This window comes from Pseudonocardia petroleophila (assembly GCF_014235185.1).
In the GTDB taxonomy this organism is placed as follows: domain Bacteria; phylum Actinomycetota; class Actinomycetes; order Mycobacteriales; family Pseudonocardiaceae; genus Pseudonocardia; species Pseudonocardia petroleophila.
Genome location: NZ_CP060131.1, coordinates 4236183 through 4251479, shown reverse-complemented (window position 1 = coordinate 4251479; position 15297 = coordinate 4236183). Strand labels below are relative to the sequence as shown.

Annotated in this window: 13 protein-coding genes; 9 read left to right on the top strand and 4 right to left on the bottom strand. The window is 75.7% G+C overall.

Annotation, left to right across the window (positions count from 1 at the left end; genetic code table 11):
• Positions 1 to 12 precede the first annotated feature (12 nt).
• From H6H00_RS21075 to H6H00_RS21065, 3 genes are read left to right on the top strand one after another with little or no spacing between them, the layout of a single operon-like run.
• Positions 13 to 1557, top strand: coding sequence for an acyl-CoA synthetase (locus tag H6H00_RS21075; RefSeq protein ID WP_185717459.1), 1545 nt, complete (start codon positions 13 to 15; stop codon positions 1555 to 1557).
• Position 1558: 1 nt separating this feature from the next.
• Entirely contained in the window at positions 1559 to 2563 is a 1005-nt protein-coding gene (locus H6H00_RS21070; protein ID WP_185717458.1) for a TIGR03617 family F420-dependent LLM class oxidoreductase, read from the top strand.
• Positions 2564 to 2571: 8 nt separating this feature from the next.
• Positions 2572 to 4782 carry a glycoside hydrolase family 3 C-terminal domain-containing protein gene (locus H6H00_RS21065; RefSeq protein ID WP_221775614.1) on the top strand — a complete coding sequence of 737 codons (2211 nt, stop codon included), beginning with the start codon at positions 2572 to 2574 and terminating at the stop codon, positions 4780 to 4782.
• Here H6H00_RS21065 and H6H00_RS21060 read toward each other — a convergent pair.
• The gene (locus tag H6H00_RS21060) at positions 4748 to 5239 is read right to left on the bottom strand and encodes an SRPBCC family protein (RefSeq protein ID WP_185717456.1); all 492 of its coding nucleotides are present in this window, start codon (positions 5237 to 5239) and stop codon (positions 4748 to 4750) included. The genes H6H00_RS21065 and H6H00_RS21060 overlap by 35 nt on opposite strands.
• Before the next feature lie 97 nt (positions 5240 to 5336).
• Here H6H00_RS21060 and H6H00_RS21055 point away from each other — a divergent pair, with 97 nt between their 5' ends.
• From H6H00_RS21055 to H6H00_RS21045, 3 genes are read left to right on the top strand one after another with little or no spacing between them, the layout of a single operon-like run.
• Positions 5337 to 7007 carry an FAD-binding dehydrogenase gene (locus tag H6H00_RS21055; protein WP_185717455.1) on the top strand — a complete coding sequence of 557 codons (1671 nt, stop codon included), beginning with the start codon at positions 5337 to 5339 and terminating at the stop codon, positions 7005 to 7007.
• 30 nt (positions 7008 to 7037) lie between these two features.
• A complete protein-coding gene (locus H6H00_RS21050) occupies positions 7038 to 7616 on the top strand; it encodes a pyridoxamine 5'-phosphate oxidase family protein (RefSeq protein WP_185717454.1) in 579 nt (192 codons plus the stop codon).
• Positions 7617 to 7631: 15 nt separating this feature from the next.
• The gene (locus H6H00_RS21045; RefSeq protein ID WP_185717453.1) at positions 7632 to 8192 is read left to right on the top strand and encodes a hypothetical protein; all 561 of its coding nucleotides are present in this window, start codon (positions 7632 to 7634) and stop codon (positions 8190 to 8192) included.
• Between the two features lie 38 nt (positions 8193 to 8230).
• On the opposite strand, the gene H6H00_RS21040 is transcribed toward H6H00_RS21045, so the two are convergent.
• Together H6H00_RS21040 and H6H00_RS21035 are read right to left on the bottom strand one after the other, a co-directional pair.
• Positions 8231 to 9385 (bottom strand): FAD-dependent oxidoreductase, encoded by a 1155-nt coding sequence (locus H6H00_RS21040; RefSeq protein WP_185717452.1) that lies wholly within the window; start codon positions 9383 to 9385, stop codon positions 8231 to 8233.
• Positions 9386 to 9401: 16 nt separating this feature from the next.
• A complete protein-coding gene (locus tag H6H00_RS21035) occupies positions 9402 to 10580 on the bottom strand; it encodes an AI-2E family transporter (RefSeq protein ID WP_185717451.1) in 1179 nt (392 codons plus the stop codon).
• A gap of 156 nt (positions 10581 to 10736) precedes the next feature.
• Between H6H00_RS21035 and H6H00_RS21030 the strand changes: the two genes are divergently transcribed.
• Entirely contained in the window at positions 10737 to 11498 is a 762-nt protein-coding gene (locus H6H00_RS21030; RefSeq protein ID WP_185717450.1) for an enoyl-CoA hydratase-related protein, read from the top strand.
• Positions 11499 to 11519: 21 nt separating this feature from the next.
• Here the strand turns inward: H6H00_RS21030 and H6H00_RS21025 are convergent, their stop codons facing one another.
• Complete coding sequence (locus H6H00_RS21025; protein WP_185717449.1) at positions 11520 to 12494, bottom strand: NADPH:quinone oxidoreductase family protein; 975 nt, start codon at positions 12492 to 12494, stop codon at positions 11520 to 11522.
• 120 nt (positions 12495 to 12614) lie between these two features.
• Between H6H00_RS21025 and H6H00_RS21020 the strand changes: the two genes are divergently transcribed.
• Both H6H00_RS21020 and H6H00_RS21015 read left to right on the top strand, forming a co-directional pair.
• Positions 12615 to 14084 (top strand): amidohydrolase, encoded by a 1470-nt coding sequence (locus tag H6H00_RS21020; protein ID WP_185717448.1) that lies wholly within the window; start codon positions 12615 to 12617, stop codon positions 14082 to 14084.
• A 75-nt stretch (positions 14085 to 14159) separates the two neighbouring features.
• Positions 14160 to 15251 carry an iron-siderophore ABC transporter substrate-binding protein gene (locus H6H00_RS21015; protein WP_255425290.1) on the top strand — a complete coding sequence of 364 codons (1092 nt, stop codon included), beginning with the start codon at positions 14160 to 14162 and terminating at the stop codon, positions 15249 to 15251.
• The last annotated feature ends 46 nt before the right edge of the window (positions 15252 to 15297 follow it).

Sequence of the window (15297 nt, the reverse complement as noted above, 5' to 3'; positions counted from 1 at the left end):
GAGGAGAACGCCGTGTACCCAGGGACCTTCGCCGCGACGACCCCGGACAAGGCCGCCGTCGTCATGTCCGACACGGGGGCCGCGCTCAGCTACGCGGAGCTCGAGGAGCGCTCGGTGCGCCTGTCCCGCGTGCTGCACGCGGCCGGCCTGCGCCCCGGTGACGACGTCGCCCTGCTCGCCGAGAACGGCCTGCGCTCCTTCGAGGTGTTCTGGGCCGCGATGCGCAGCGGGCTCTACATCACCGCGATCAACCAGCACCTGACGCCGTCCGAGGTGTCCTACATCGTGAACGACTGTGGGGCGAAGGCGATCGTCGTGTCGTCGCACTGCGCGGGCACCGCCACCGCGCTGCTGGACGGGACACCGCAGGTCACGCTGCGCCTGGCCTACGGGCCCGACCCCGCCGACCACCACGACGACTACGAGACCGCACTCGCCGCCGCGCCGGCCGAGCCGCTGGACGAGCAGCCCCGCGGCCGCGACATGCTCTACTCCTCGGGCACCACCGGGCAGCCCAAGGGCGTCAAGGCGCCGCTGCCCGGCGTCGACGTCCGCGAGGGGGGCGACGCGCTGCTCGGCCTGTTCGGCCCGCTCTACGGGTTCGCCGACGACACCGTCTACCTCTCCCCCGCACCGCTCTACCACGCCGCGCCGCTGCGCTTCGGCGGGATGATCCACCAGGTCGGCGGCACGGTGGTCGTCATGCCGAGGTTCGAGCCGACGGCGGCGCTGGCCGCGATCGAGCGCTACGGCGTCACGCACAGCCAGTGGGTGCCGACGATGTTCGTGCGCATGCTCAAGCTGCCCGAGGAGGTGCGCGCCGGCTACGACCTGTCCTCGCTGCGGGTCGCGGTGCACGCCGCCGCACCGTGCCCGGTGGAGGTCAAGCGCCGGATGATCGAGTGGTGGGGCCCGGTCCTGCAGGAGTACTACGCGGCCACCGAGGCCATCGGCGTCACCGTGATCGACTCCCCCACCTGGCTGGAGCACCCCGGGTCGGTCGGCCGGTCGCTGCTGGGCGTGGTGCACGTCTGCGGCGAGGACGGCGCCGACCTGCCCACCGGCGAGGTCGGGCTGATCTACTTCGAGCGCGAGGTGCTCCCCTTCGCCTACCACAACGACCCCGGCAGGACGGCCTCCGCGCAGCACCCGGACCACCCGAACTGGGGCACCACCGGCGACGTCGGCTACCTCGACGAGGACGGGTTCCTGTTCCTCACCGACCGCAAGGCGTTCATGATCATCTCGGGCGGGGTGAACATCTACCCGCAGGAGGTCGAGAACGCGCTGACGCTGCACCCGGCGGTGCTCGACCTCGCCGTCATCGGCATCCCCGACGAGGAGATGGGCGAGCAGGTCAAGGCGGTCGTGCAGCCGGCCCCCGGCGTCGTCGGGTCGCCGGAGCTGGAGCGGGAGTTGCTCGCGTTCCTGCGCACGCACCTCGCCGGGTACAAGGTGCCGCGCAGCATCGACTTCGTCGACTCCCTGCCCCGCACCGAGACCGGGAAGCTGCAGAAGCACCGGCTGCGCGACCGCTACCTCACCGCGGCGGGCTGAGGTGCTGCTCGACGCGGTGGTCGACGTCGCGGCCGATCCCCTGGCCTGCGAGGCCGCGGCGGTCCGCGCGGAGGCCGACGGCTACGACGGCGTCTCGGTCCCGGAGACCTCGCACGACCCGTTCGTCGCGCTCGCGCTGGCGGCCCGCGCGACGAGCCGGATCACGCTGACCAGCGGGATCGTCGTGGCGTTCGCCCGCAACCCGATGACCACGGCGATGGCGGCCAACGACGTGCAGCTCGTGTCCGGCGGCCGGTTCGAGCTCGGGCTCGGGTCGCAGGTCCGGGCGCACATCGAGCGGCGGTTCGGGATGCCGTGGAGCCGCCCGGCCGCGCGCATGGAGGAGTACGTCACGGCGCTGCGGGCGATCTGGGAGCGCTTCGCCACCGGCGGGCGGCTGCGCGTCGACGGCGAGTTCTACCGGCACACGCTGATGACGGAGTTCTTCGACCCCGGCCCCCACCCGTACGGCCCGCCCCCGGTGCTGCTGGCCGCCGTCGGGGAGCGGATGACCGAGGTCGCCGGCCGCGTCGCCGACGGGATCTCCTGCCACAGCCTGACCACCGTCCGGTACCTGACCGAGGTCACGGTCCCCGCGCTGATCCGCGGTCGCGGCGGCCCGCTCGACGGCTTCACGGTCGGGCTGGCGCCGTTCGCCGTGCTCGGCGACACCCCGGAGCAGCGGGCCACCGCCGAGGCGGGGGTCCGCCGGCAGATCGCGTTCTACGGCTCCACCCCCGCCTACCGCCCGGTCCTGGAGCTGCACGGCTGGGGCGAGCTGGCCGACCGGCTCAACCGGCTGTCCCGGCAGCAGGCCTGGGCGGAGATGGCGGGCCTGGTCGACGACGACGTGCTCGACGCGTTCGCGGTGGCCGGTGACGCCGGCGAGGTCGCCGTGCGGCTGCGCGACCGGTTCGGCGCCCTCGCCGGGCGGATGTCGCTCAACACGCCCTACGCCGCCGACGCGGACCAGGTCCTGGAGGTGGCGGCCCGCCTGCGGGCATGATCGGCGCCATGGAGAACCTCACCGTCGAGCAGAAGGCGGCCCTGTGTATCGGCGCCGACTTCTGGCACACCGCCGCCGTGCCGGGGGTCCCGTCGATCCTGGTCTCCGACGGCCCGCACGGCCTGCGCGTGCAGCCCGGCGCGGGGGACCACGTCGGCCTCGGCGGCAGCCTGCCGGCCACCTGCTTCCCGACGGCCGCGGCGCTCGCGTCGTCGTGGGACCCGGACCTGGTCCGCGAGATCGGCGAGGCGCTCGGCGAGGAGGCACGGGCCCAGGGCGTCGGGGTGGTGCTGGGGCCGGGGGTCAACATCAAGCGCTCGCCGCTGTGCGGGCGCAACTTCGAGTACCTCTCCGAGGACCCGCACCTGGCGGGCGTGCTGGCCGCGGCGCTCGTCGAGGGAGTGCAGAGCCGGGGCGTCGGGACGTCGGTGAAGCACTTCGCGGCCAACAACCAGGAGACCGACCGGCTGCGGGTGAGCGCCGAGGTCGACGAGCGCACGCTGCGCGAGATCTACCTGCCCGCGTTCGAGCACGTGGTCACCCGCGCCCGGCCGTGGACCGTGATGTGCGCGTACAACAAGGTCAACGGCGTGTACGCCTCGCAGCACGGGTGGCTGCTCACGACGGTGCTGCGCGAGGAGTGGGGCTTCGACGGCGTCGTCGTGTCCGACTGGGGCGCGGTGGCCGACCGCGTCGCCGCGCTGGTGGCGGGCCTGGACCTGGAGATGCCGCCGAACCGCGGGGTCAGCGACCGGGCGATCGTCGACGCCGTCGCCGACGGGAGCCTCGACGAGGCAGTGCTGGACCGGGCCGTCGACCGGATGCGGACGCTGGTGGAGCGGGCGCACCGGCCCGAACCGGGCGAGGCGTTCGATGTCGACGCCCACCACGCGCTGGCGCGCCGCGCCGCCGCCGACGGGATCGTGCTGCTGCGCAACGGTCTTCCCGGCGGTGGGGGCCACGACCCCGAGGACCGGATCCTGCCGCTGCACGACTCCCCGTCGCTGACGGTCGCGGTGGTCGGCGAGCTGGCCCGCACGCCCCGCTACCAGGGCGCGGGCAGCTCGCAGGTCAACCCGACGCGCCTCGACGTCCCGTTCGACGAGCTGGTCACCGCCCTGCCGCGGGCGACGGTCTCCTTCGCCGCGGGCTACGCGCTCGACGGGCCCGGTGACCGCGCCCTGTCCGACGAGGCCGTCGCACTCGCCGCCGGGGCCGACGTCGTCGTCGCGCTGCTCGGGCTGCCCGCCGTCGAGGAGTCGGAGGGGTTCGACCGCGAGCACATCGACCTGCCGACCGCGCAGCTCATGCTGCTGTCACGGCTCGTCGACACCGGGGTCCCGGTCGTCGTGGCGCTGGCGCACGGCGGGGTCGTGCGCACCGACCCGTGGGAGCACCGCGTCGCCGCGCTCGTCGAGTGCTGGCTGGGCGGGCAGGCCGGCGGCGGGGCGCTCGCCGACGTCCTCACCGGCGCCGTCGACCCCGGCGGGCGGCTGGCCGAGACGATCCCGCTGCGCCTGGCCGACACCCCCTCGCACCTCAACTTCCCCGGCGAGGAGGGCCGCGTCCGCTACGGGGAGGGCGTGTTCGTCGGCTACCGCGGGTTCGACGCGCTCGACCGCCCGGTCGCGCACCCGTTCGGCCACGGCCTGTCCTACACCGAGTTCGCCTACTCCGCGCTGACCGTCGCCGTCGACGGGACGGACGTGACGGTCGGGGCCACCGTCACCAACACCGGAGGGCGCGCGGGCCGCGAGGTGGTGCAGCTCTACGTCGGCGACCCGCAGTGCTCGGTCGCGCGCCCGCCCGCCGAGCTGCGCGGGTTCACCAAGATCGCGCTGGAGCCCGGGGAGTCGCGGACCGTGGGCTTCACCCTGGGCGCCCGCGACCTGTCGTTCTGGTCGACGGTGCACGGCGGCTGGGTGGTGGAGCCGGGCGAGTTCGAGATCGCGGTCGGCGCGTCGTCGCGGGACCTGCGGCTGTGCCGCACCGTCACCGTCGACGCCCCGCTCCCGCGCCGCGCGCTCACCGCGGACTCGACGCTGCAGGAGTGGCTGGCCGACCCCGACCGCGGGCCGGAGCTGCGGGCCGCCGCGGGCCCGGGGATCCTGCAGGACGAGGAGCTGTTGCGGGTGATCGGCAACTTCCCGCTCGGGCGGCTCGCCGCCTTCCCCGGGATCGGGATCAGCCGCGAGACGCTGACGCGGCTCGGCGCCTGACCGTGCGCTCCAGGATGCCCAGCGTCGCCTTCAGCGCCTGCTCGGAGATGATCGGGAAGACCTTCTTCGCGCGCCACTCGTCGTTGATGCCGGACCAGTCGTAGTAGGAGGTCACGACGGTGCCGCCGTCCCCGTCCGGTTCCAGGCGGTAGCCGTAGACGTGGCCGATCGCCGGGCGGATCGTGCCGAGGATCGTCCAGGAGATCTCGCGGTCGGGCTCGAGGTCGCGGATCGTGACCTCGACGTCGTAGCGGCCCATCGGCAGGTCGCCGAGGGACTCGCGGTCCATGTGCACGACGAAGGTGTCGCCCGCGGCCGTCACGGGCTCCCCGGTGGCGTCCTGCAGCATCCCGGAGCTGTCGATCTCGACGTGGCCCTGCGGGTCGCGGAGCACGGCGAAGATCGCCTCCGGGGTGGCGGGGACGGTGCGGCGTACCTCGATTCGTTCGTCGGCCATGCCGGCATCCTGCCCCACCGCGGCGGGGTGCGCCGGGTCCCCCGACCGCCCCGGGCGGTCATCGCGCGGCCCGCACGGCCGGGGCAGGATGGGGAGCATGGACGCCGACGTGATCGTGGTGGGGGCGGGTCTGGCCGGGCTGGTGGCCACCGCGGAGCTGGCCGACGCGGGCCGCCGGGTGCTGCTGCTCGACCAGGAACCGGAGCAGAACCTGGGCGGGCAGGCGTTCTGGTCCTTCGGGGGGCTGTTCCTCGTCGACTCCCCCGAGCAGCGCCGCCTGGGCATCCGCGACTCGGCCGACCTCGCGATGCAGGACTGGCTGGGCAGCGCCGGGTTCGACCGCGGCGTCGACGACCCCTCCGGCGAGGACTTCTGGGCCCGCCAGTGGGCCACCGCCTACCTCGACTTCGCCGGGGGCGAGAAGCGGTCGTGGATGCACGGGATGGGGGTGCGCTGGTTCCCGGTCGTCGGGTGGGCGGAGCGGGGCGGGGGCCTGGCCGACGGCCACGGCAACTCGGTGCCGCGCTTCCACGTCACCTGGGGCACCGGGCCCGGGGTCGTCGAACCGTTCGCCCGCCGCGTGCGCGACGCCGCCGCCCGCGGGCTCGTCGAGTTCCGCTTCCGGCACCGCGTCGACGGGCTGGCGGTCACCGACGGCACGGTCACCGGCGTGCACGGCACGGTGCTCGAGCCCAGCGCGGCCCCGCGCGGCACCGCGAGCTCCCGGATCGCGGCCGGGGAGTTCGCGCTCGGCGCGCAGGCCGTGCTCGTCACCTCCGGCGGGATCGGCGCGAACCACGACCTGGTGCGCGCCAACTGGCCCGCCCGGCTCGGCGCCCCGCCGCAGGAGATGATCTCCGGGGTGCCCGAGCACGTCGACGGCCGGATGCTCGGGATCACCGAGGCCGCGGGCGGGCGGATCGTCAACCGCGACCGCATGTGGCACTACACCGAGGGCGTCCGCAACTGGGACCCGATCTGGGCCCGGCACGGCATCCGGATCCTGCCCGGGCCGTCGTCGCTGTGGTTCGACGCCACCGGGAAGCGCTTCGGCGCCCCGAACCTGCCCGGTTTCGACACCCTCTCGACCCTCGGCGCGATCACCGCCACCGGCCACGACCACTCCTGGTTCGTGCTCACGCAGTCCATCGTGGAGAAGGAGTTCGCGCTCTCGGGCTCCGAGCAGAACCCCGACCTGACCGGGAAGGACGTCCGCGCGACGCTGGGCAGGGCCCGCGCAGGCGCCCCCGGTCCCGTCCGGGCGTTCCTGCGCAACGGGGCCGACTTCGTCGTCGCCGACACGCTGCCCGAGCTCGTGGCCGGGATGAACCGGCTCACCGACACCCCGCTGCTCGACCTCGCCGACCTGGAGCGCCAGATCGTGGCCCGCGACCGCGAGATGGACAACCCGTTCACCAAGGACCTGCAGGTCACCGCCATCCACGGGGCCCGCCGCTACCGGGGCGACAAGCTCGTGCGCACCGCCGCCCCGCACAGGGTGCTCGACCCCCGCCACGGCCCGCTGATCGCCGTGAAGCTCCACGTGCTCACCCGCAAGACCCTCGGCGGGCTGCAGACCGACCTGTCCGGCCGGGTCCGGCGGGCGGACGGCACCCCGTTCCCCGGGCTCTACGCCGCGGGCGAGGTGGCCGGGTTCGGCGGCGGCGGGGTGCACGGGTACCGGTCGCTGGAGGGCACGTTCCTGGGCGGGTGCCTGTTCTCCGGGCGCGGGGCGGGGCGGGCGGCGGCGCTCGCGACGGGGGTATGAGTTCAGGTGATCCTTACCTAAGGTGGGTCCGTGCCCGCCTTCGAGTCCGTCCTGACCACCCCCGAGCAGCTCGCGGAGCACTACCGCCCGCCGCTCGAGCTGGTGGCCCGCAAGAAGATCGACCACGTCGACGACGGGGCGGCCGCGCTCATCGCCGCCTCGCCGTTCGTGCTGCTGGCGACCTCGGGGGCCGACGGCCGGTGCACGGTGTCGCCCCGGGGAGGCGACCCCGGGTTCGTGCGGGTGCTGGACCCGAAGCGGATCGCGGTGCCCGACCTCGCCGGCAACAACCTCCTCGACTCCGCGCACCACCTGCTGGCCAACCCGCACGCCGGCCTGATGTTCCTGCTGCCCGGGACGGCGGAGATCCTGCGGGTCGAGGGGCACGCGGTGATCACCGTCGACGACGCCGTGCTCGACCGCGTCACCGGCGACGGCAGGCGGCCCGTCTCGGCGATCGGGATCACCGTCGAGTCGGTGTTCGTGCACTGCTCGGCGTCGCTGAAGCGGTCCGGGCTGTGGGATCCGGAGTCCTGGGGCCGCGTCGCGGCGCCGACGGTCGGCGAGGTCGTCCGCGGCCATCTGGAGCTGACCGCCCCGCCGCGGTAGCGGCATGCTGTGCCGATGCCCCCTCCCTCGGCCCACGACTCGGCCCACGACTCGGCCCACGAGACCGCCGACGAGCTGTTCGCCGAGCACGCCGCCGTCTTCGGCGACGAGCTCGCCACCTACCGCGGCCACGTCCACCGCGTCATCGGCGTCGTCGCACTGCAGGGACCGGTGCCCGAGGACCGGGCCCGCGCGCTCGGCGTCGCCGCGTTCTTCCACGACGCCGGGATATGGTTCGACGGGACCTGGGACTACCTCCCGACGTCGTCGAGCCGGGCCGTCGGCGCACTCACCGGGGCCGACGCCGGGCACTCCGCCCTGGTCGCGGCGCTCGTCGACGAGCACCACCGCCTGCGGCGCGCGCGTCACCCGGACCCGCTGGTGGAGGCGTTCCGCCGGGCCGACCTCGCCGACGTCACGGGCGGGCTGGTCGGTGCGCCCGGGGTGCCCCGCGCGCGGTTCCGCGAGCTGGTGGAGCGGTACCCGGACCGCGGGTTCCGGCCGATGCTGGCCCGGGCGTTCGGCCGGGGCCTGCGCGAGGCCCCGTGGCGACCGGCGCCGATGCTGAGGTTCTGACGGAACGTGCCCGGGAGCGCGGCGGGCGAGCCGGAGGATCAGCCGTAGAGCCAGCCGACGTGGTCGTGGTCGTCGGGGTCCCGTCCGAGCAGCAGCGCGTCGCGGGCCCCGGCCTCGGCCCCGTCGAGGTGCCACAGCTCGCCCCAGCGCCGTGCGGTGGTCTGGACGCGGGCCGCGCGGGGCGCCCGCCGCTCGGCGTAGCGGCGCAGCGCCTCGGCCGCGGGCGCGCCGGAGGCGAGGGCGTCGGTCACCGCGTCGGCGTCCTCCACCGCCTGGCAGGCCCCCTGGGCCAGGTACTGCAGCATCGGGTGGGCGGCGTCGCCGAGCAGGCCGATCCGGCCGGTCACCCAGTGCTCGGTCGGCGGCCGGTCGTACATCGGCCAGCGGGCGTCGCGGCCCACGGCGGTGATCGCGCCGCGGACGTGCTCACAGCTCCCGGCGAACGCCGCGTCCAGCTCGTCCGGCCCGCCCCAGTCGGCCTCCCCGCGAGCGAACCCCGGGCTGCGGAACACCGCGACCTGGTTGTAGAGCGTCCGGGCGCGCAGGGGGTACTGCACGAGGTGGCGGCCGGGACCGACGAACACCACGACGTCGTCGAGGTCGGACCGGTGCGCCACCCGTTCCAGCGGGACCGCGCCGCGGTAGGCGACGTAGCCCGAGCAGACCGGTTCGTCGGCGACGAGCAGCGGCCGGATCCGCGAGTGCAGCCCGTCGGCGGCCAGCAGCACCCCGCCCGCGAACTCCCGGCCGTCGGTGCAGCGGACCTCGACCCGGCCGCCGGTGTCGGTCACCTCCCCGGCGCGGGCCCCCGTCTCCAGCGCGACGCCCGCGGCGCGGCAGGCGTCGAGCAGCGCGGCCAGCAGGTCGCTGCGGTGCAGCACGACGTACGGGCCGCCGTAGCGCCGCGGGAGGTCGGTGAGCGGGAGGTGGGTGAGCTCGCGGCCGGTGCCGGCGTGGGCGAGGACGAGCCGCCGGGGCAGGACCCCGACGTCGCGGAGGCGGTCGAGCAGCCCGAGCCGCCCCAGGACGCGGGTGGCGTTGGGCGCGAGCTGGATCCCGGCGCCGATCTCGCCGTAGGTCGCGGCCTGCTCCAGCACCCGCACCGACAGGCCGCGGCGGGCCGCGCACAGCGCGGTGGTGAGCCCGCCGATCCCGCCGCCGACCACCAGGACGTCCGGAACGGTCTGCGTCATGCCCCGACCGTAGGGGTCACGTCGGGACGACGTGCGCCTCGATCGCGGACGCGTCGGGGTCGCCGTACCGGTCGTGCCCGGGTTCCGGCGGGGCGCTCTCCTCCGGTTCGCTGCCGCGCACCTCATCGGGGTCGAGGTGCTCGTCGGTCGGGCTGCGCAGCGACCGGATCCCGGAGTTCAGGACGGCCAGCAGGGGCACGGCGAACAGCGCGCCCGCGATGCCCGCGACGAGCAGCCCCGTCGCGACGGCCAGCACGACGGCGAGCGGGTGCAGCCGGACCGCGCGGCCCAGCAGCAGCGGCTGCAGGACGTGGCCCTCCAGCTGCATGACCCCCACGATGATCGCCAGCACGATCAGCGCCGACACCGGACCCTGGGCGACGAGCGCGACCAGCACCGCCGCCGCGCCCCCGACCAGCGCCCCGATGATCGGCACGAACGCCCCGAGGAACACCAGCGCCGACAGCGGGACGGCCAGCGGCACGCCGAGCACCCCCAGCCCGATCCCGATCGCGACGGCGTCGACCACCGCCACCACCGCCGTGGCCCGCACGTAGCTGACCAGCGCGGCCAGCCCGCGGCGCCCGGCGACGTCGGTCCGGGCCCGCACGTCCGACGGCACCGCGAGCAGCAGGAACTGCCAGATCGCCGACCCGCCCTGCAGGAAGAAGATCAGGGTGAACACCACGAGCAGGATCTCGGCGAGGGTCTCCCCGAGCGCCGCGGCCGTCGTGAGGGCACCGGTCGTCAGCGCACCCTGGTTGTCGCCGATGAGCGCGAGGAGGTCCTGCTGGGCGCTGCTGAGCTGCTGCTCGCTGACGTGCAGCGGCCCGTTCGTGAGCCAGGCGGCGAGCGCGTCGACGCCCGCGGTCAGCTGGGCCGCGAGGTCCGGCACGCCGTCGACGAACGCGATGACGACGAACGACAGCACCCCGCCGAGCACGGCGAGCCCGCCCGTCATGACCACGGCGGTCGCCACCCAGCGCGGCACGCGGTGCCGCACGAGCCAGTGCACCGCGGGCGTGAGCAGGGCGGCGAGCAGCAGCGCGATCGCCACCGGCACGACGACGGACGCGAGCGTCGCGAGCACCTGGCCCACGACATACAGCGCGGCGACGACGACCAGCGCCCGCCAGCCGAGCGCCGCCGTCACCCGCAGCGTCCGCGGAACCCGCGCACGCTCGTCCACCGTCATGTCCACCGCCCCGTCCGGCCCGCGGCGGGCCGGACCCCCGGGTACCCGCCCCGCACCTCCCCCACCGGCCCGGGGCCGAAGTTGGGCCGATCAGCCCAGTTGCCGGCTCCTCCCGGGTAGCCTCGGCCGGCCCGGCACCCGAGCCCGAGGGGGACCATGACCAGCGCCGACCGTCCCGTCCGCACGGAGGTGCGCGGCCACGTCCTGGTCGTCACCGTCGACCGGCCCGCCCGGCGCAACGCGATCGACCGCGCCACCGCCGACGCGCTGAGCGCGGCGCTGGACCGGCTCGACGACGACCCCGACCTGTGGTGCGGCGTCCTGACCGGGGCGGGCGGGTACTTCTGCGCGGGCAGCGACCTCACCGCGAACGGCGACTACGTCACCGAGCGCGGCGGGGAGTACGGCGTCGTCCGGCGGCAGCGGCGCACCCCGCTGATCGCCGCGGTCGAGGGGTTCGCGCTCGGCGGGGGCATGGAGATCGCCATGGCCTGCGATCTCGTCGTCGCGGCCGCGGACTCCCGGTTCGGGCTGCCCGAGGTCGGCATCGGCCTCGTCCCCACCTGCGGGGCGCTGTTCCGGGGGCCGCGCGCGCTGCCCGTCAACGTGGCGCGGGAGCTGGTGCTGACCGGTGACCCGATGCCCGCCGCCCGCGCCCACGACCTCGGCTTCGTGAACCTGCTGACCGAGCCGGGCGCCGCGCTCGACGGCGCGCTGGGGCTGGCCGCGCGGATCTGCCGCAACGCCCCGCTCGCCGTGGCGGCCTGCGTCCGCGCGATCGACGACGCCCTCGGCGGCGACGGCGCGGGGTGGGCGGCGACCGAGGCGGCGAAGGACGTGGTGCTGCCCAGCGCCGACGCCACGGAGGGCGTGGCCGCGTTCCTCGGCAAGCGGCCCCCGACCTGGACGGCCCGCTGACCAGGGGCCGTCGGAGCCTGCCTAGGGGACCAGGACGACCTTGCCCGTGACGCCGCGCCGCGCGTAGCGGGCCAGGACCTCCGCCGCGTCGTCCAGGGGCGCCGTCGCGGGGCGCGGCGGGTGGAGCTCGCCGCGGGCGATGCGGCCGAGGACGTCGGCGAGGAGTTCGGCGTTGCCGGCGGGGCCCGCGACCTCGCGCGCCCAGTCGCCCCAGTCGACGCCGATCACGGTGCGGTTGCGCAGCAGCACGATGTTGGCCGGGAGCCGCGGGATCTCCCCCGAGGCGAACCCGAGCACGCAGAACCGCCCGCCCGCGCGCAGCGCCCGCAGCGCCGACTCGGACGCGGGGCCGCCGACGGGGTCGATCACGACGTCGGCCCCGCCGCCGGTCGCGGCCCGGATGCCGTCCTTGAGGTCGGTGTAGTCGAGGACGGCCTCCGCCCCGGCCGCGGTGGCCGCCGCCCGCTTCTCCTCCGACGACGCGACGCCGACGACCCGCGCCCCCAGACCCCGGGCGACGTCGAGGGCGGCGAGCCCGATCCCGCCGCCCGCCCCGAGCACGACGACCCACTCCCCCGCCGCGATCGTGACGCGCCGGGTCACGGCGTGGACCAGGGTGTTGTAGCTCTCCATCGCCGACGCGGCGACGGCGGGATCGACGCCGTCGGGCACCGGGACCGCGAGCGCCGCGGGCACGACGACGTGCGAGGCGTACCCGCCGAAGTCCATCAGGGCGGCGACGACGGGCGTACCGACGGCCGGGCCGTCGACGTCCGGGCCCCGTGCGGCGACCCGCCCCGCCACCGACGATCCCGGGGTGAACGGCAGCGGCGGCCGCAGCTGGTAGCGGCCCGCGACGATCAGCCCGTCGACGAAGCTGACGCCCGCCGCGGCGACCTCGACGAGCACCTCGCCCGGTCCGGGTTCCGGTGCGGCCCCCTCGACCACGGCCAGACCCTCCGGACCCCCGAACTCCGCACACACCACGCGCCGCATGCCGTGCACTCTGCCGGTTCGGCCCGGCCCCGCGCAGCGCAGGATCCCGGCCGCGCGCAGCGCAGGATCCCGGCCGCCGGTCCGGCCACGGTCCCGGGATCTGAGGCTAGGCTCACCTGCGTGTCCACTCCTCCCGCGACGCTGCTCCGCTCCGCCCGGCTCGCCGACCGGACCGTCGACGTGCTCGTGCGCGACGGGCGGGTCGCCGCGATCGGCACCGCCGTCGAGGCGCCGGGCGCCGAGGTCGTCGACCTCGACGGCCGGTGGCTGGGACCGGGGATGTGGGACAACCACGTCCACCTCGACGAGTACGCGCTCAACCGGATGCGGCTGGACGTCTCCGGGGCCGCGTCGGCCGCCGCCGCGGCCGGGCTGGTGGCCGAGCGGCTGCGCACCGCCCCGCCGGACCCCGGCGTCCCGCTCGTCGGCTTCGGGTTCCGCGACGCGCTGTGGACCGACACCCCGACCGCGGCGATGCTCGACCGCGCGGGCGGCGACGTGCCGGTCGTCCTCGTCTCCGCCGACCTGCACTGCTGCTGGGTCAACGGCGCCGCCGCACGCCGGTTCGGGACCGGCGCCGGTGTGGTCCGCGAGACCGGCGGCCAGCGGTTGCGCGAGGAGCTGGCCCGGTTGCCGCGCGCGGCGGTGGACCGGCAGGTCGCGGCGGTCCTCGCCGAGGCGGCCGCGCGCGGCACGGTCGGCATCGTCGACTTCCAGGAGCCGTGGCAGCTCGACACGTGGACCGACCGGTTCTCCGGTGCGCCCGGGTCGCTGCGGGTCGTCGCGGCGGTGTGGCCCTCGCACCTCGACGACGCCGTGGCGCGCGGCCTGCGCACCGGCGACGTCGTGCCCGGCACCGGCGACCTGCTGACGGCGGGCCCGCTCAAGATCCTCACCGACGGGTCGCTGAACACCCGCACCGCCTACTGCCACGATCCCTACGACGTCCCGCCGGACGCCGCGCACCCCTGCGGGATGCTCCTCGTGCCGCCCGACGAGCTCGACCCGCTGATGCGGCGGGCGACCGCGGCCGGGATCGACGTCGCCGTGCACGCCATCGGCGACCGCGCCAACGCCCTCGTCCTCGACGCGTTCGCCGCCACCGGTGCCGCCGGCCGGATCGAGCACGCCCAGCTGCTGTCCGACGCCGACGTGGGCCGGTTCGCCGCGCTGGGCGTCGTGGCGAGCGTGCAGCCCGAGCACGCCGTGGACGACCGCGACGTCGCCGACCGGCACTGGGCCGGGCGCACCCACCGGGCGTTCGCCTACCGCAGCCTGCTCGACGCCGGTGCGGTCCTCGCACTGGGCTCCGACGCCCCGGTCGCCCCGCTCGACCCGTGGGTCACCCTGGCCGCGGCGGTGCACCGCTCCGGCGACGACCGCCCGCCGTGGCACCCCGAGCAGCACCTCCCGCTCGACGTCGCGCTGGCCGCGTCGGCCGGACCGGACGGGCCGGTGGCGGTCGGGCGGCGGGCCGACCTCGTGGTCACCGACCGCGACCCCCGCACCGCGGCGCCGGGCGCGCTCCGGTCGATGCCCGTGGCGGGCACGCTGCTCGGCGGCCGGTGGACCCACCGCGCCGGGATCTGACCCGCATCCCGGTGTCCGGTACGCGTACTTGACGGAGGCATTTGGATAGGCAAACCTCACGAGATCCGGCGACCGATGCCGGTTCCCGTCCTGCTGGAGGAACCCCCGATGGCCCGCACCACCCCGTCCCCCCACCGGCGAGCCCTGCGGGTGGTACCGGCCCTCGCCTCGGCCGCGCTGCTCGCCACGGTCGCCGCCTGCGGCGGGGGCGCGCCCGCCGAGCCCGCCGCCGACGGCGGGGCGGCCGCGCCGTCCGGGGCCTACCCGGTGAGCATCGAGCACAAGTACGGCACCACCGAGATCACCGCCGAGCCGCAGCGCGTGGTGCTCGTCGGGCTCAACGAGCAGGACGCGATGCTCGCGCTCGGCTCGGTCCCGGTCGGCACGAGCAACTTCCTCGACGCCCCTAACGGCATCCACCCGTGGGCGCAGGAGGCGCTCGGTGACGCCGAGCCGCCCACGCTGCTCGACCAGACCGACGGCATCCCCTACGAGGCCGTCGCGGCGCTCGCCCCGGACCTCATCGTCGGGCTGTACTCCGGGCTGACCCAGGAGGACTACGACACGCTCAGCGGCATCGCCCCGACCGTCGCCCAGCCCGCGGGCCAGGAGGACTTCACCATCTCCTGGCAGGACACGACGCTCACGCTCGGGCGGATCCTCGGCAAGCAGGAGCAGGCGGAGGCGCTCGTCGCCGACACCGAGGCCCTGTTCACCGCGGCGAAGGCCGAGCACCCGGAGTTCGCCGGGAGGTCCGCGGTGATGACCACCCTGTACGAGGGCTACTACTTCTACGGCGAGGGCGACCCGCGCGGCCGCCTGCTCACCTCGCTGGGCTTCGTCGTGCCCCCGACGCTGGCGTCCTACATCAGCTCCGACGGCTTCGGCGGCACCGTGCCCGGCGAGCAGGTCGCCGCGCTCGACGTCGACGCGCTGGTGTGGCTGGCCGACGGCAGCACCGAGGCCGCCCTGCGCGCCGACGCGCTCTACAGCAGCCTGGGCGTCGTCTCCGGCGGTCACGAGGTGTTCGTCACCGAGGGCGAGCCGGTCAACAACGCCGTCTCGTTCGTGACCCCGCTGAGCATCCCGCTGATCCTGGACAACCTGGTGCCGCGCCTGGCCGCGGCCGTCGACGGCGACCCGGCGACGAGCACCGCCGCCGCCTGACCGACCCGCACGACCCGCACGATCGGGCCCGGCCGGAGCGATCCGG